Raw genomic sequence first — 1,221 nt, 5'->3', positions numbered from 1 at the left:
GTCCGACATGGGTACTTACCTTGCGTACTCCCACCATCACCCTCCGGGAACCCGAATGACAGGCTTTCCGGGTTTCCAGCCGGTCCGGAAAGTCAGAACTTCAGAAAGTCAGAAGGAAGACAGACAGGTGAACGTGTGTCCCGGCAGTGAATCCACCGACGGCTACGCCTATTTCGGCCTGGAGGTCAAAGAGGCGCGGCTGCACGCCAAGCTCACCCAGAAGGAACTTGCCGACGAGACGCACTATCAGCCCCCCTACATCAGCAAGGTGGAGAACGGCCTGCTGCTGGCGAGCGAGCAATTCGCCGTCGCCTGCGACCGGGTGTTCAACACCTCGGGTTTCTTCGCGCGCATGCGCGAGCGGATCTCCCGCCACGAACACCCGTCCTGGTTCGAGCCCTACGTGAAGTGGGAAGTGCAGGCCGAGACGATCCTCAACTACAGCGCGAACCTGGTCGCGGGCGTTCTCCAGACCGAGCGCTACGCCTACGCGATCTACCGCCACGCGCATCCCACGGCCTCCGAGCAGTGGGTGAAACGCAAGGTGGAGGCCCGGTTGAGGCGCCACGAGATCTTGGAGCGCCCCAACCCGCCACTCCTCTGGGTGATTCTCGACGAGTGCTGCCTGCGCCGCGTCATCGGCGGCCGGGAGGTCATGCGCGAGCAACTGGGGCGCCTGCTCTCCGAGGCGGAGTCCCCGCAGGTCACCGTTCAGGTGCTGCCGTTCTCCGCGGGAGCCCCGCCGGCCACGGAGAGCTTCATTCTCCTGACCTTCGCGGAGGAGGCCGGAGTGCTCTACGAGGAGTCCTGGACCGGCGGCCGTGTGATTGACTCTGCCGCGCAAGTGGCGGAGGCGTCAGCGGCCTACGATCGACTGCGGGCTGACGCCATGTCACCCGTCGATTCGCTGGCCCTCATCAAAAAGGTGATGTTGGAGGAGTACTCCTGATGAAGAGCACGATCGACCTCTCCGCGGCAGCGTGGGTCAAGTCCAGCTACTGCAGCGGAAACGGCGGCGAGTGCGTGGAATTCGCGCCGGGCGTCGCCGCGGCGTCCGGGGTCGTCCCCGTCCGCGACTCGAAGGAACTGCGCGGCCCGGTGCTCGCCTTCGCCGCCGGCGGCTGGGCCGGCTTCGTCTCCGCCCTCGCGGCGGGGGAGCTGGCCGCCCGCTAGGCCCGCCGCACCGGCCCTCGGAGGACAACGGTGCCCCGCCGCCCGGAC

The 1,221-nt window shown here is 66.8% G+C and carries 2 protein-coding genes; both read left to right on the top strand.

Annotated features, from left to right (window positions below):
* The first annotated feature begins 7 nt into the window (after positions 1–7).
* A complete protein-coding gene (locus D7231_RS35100; RefSeq protein WP_242000086.1) occupies positions 8–949 on the top strand; it encodes a helix-turn-helix domain-containing protein in 942 nt (313 codons plus the stop codon).
* The gene (locus D7231_RS35095) at positions 949–1,173 is read left to right on the top strand and encodes a DUF397 domain-containing protein (protein WP_120760422.1); all 225 of its coding nucleotides are present in this window, start codon (positions 949–951) and stop codon (positions 1,171–1,173) included. The genes D7231_RS35100 and D7231_RS35095 overlap by 1 nt, the downstream gene beginning before the upstream one ends.
* The last annotated feature ends 48 nt before the right edge of the window (positions 1,174–1,221 follow it).

It is taken from the genome of Streptomyces klenkii (genome assembly GCF_003626645.1).
Taxonomy (GTDB): Bacteria; Actinomycetota; Actinomycetes; order Streptomycetales; family Streptomycetaceae; genus Streptomyces; species Streptomyces klenkii.
The sequence above is the reverse complement of the archived record's forward strand: the minus strand, read 5'-3'. Positions and strand labels throughout refer to the sequence as shown.

What these genes read in the sequence shown, in the direction of transcription:
- D7231_RS35100 (WP_242000086.1), top strand. Translation starts at nt 8, where the DNA reads ATGGGTACTTACCTTGCGTACTCCCACCATCACCCTCCGGGAACCCGA.
- D7231_RS35095 (WP_120760422.1), top strand. Translation starts at nt 949, where the DNA reads ATGAAGAGCACGATCGACCTCTCCGCGGCAGCGTGGGTCAAGTCCAGC.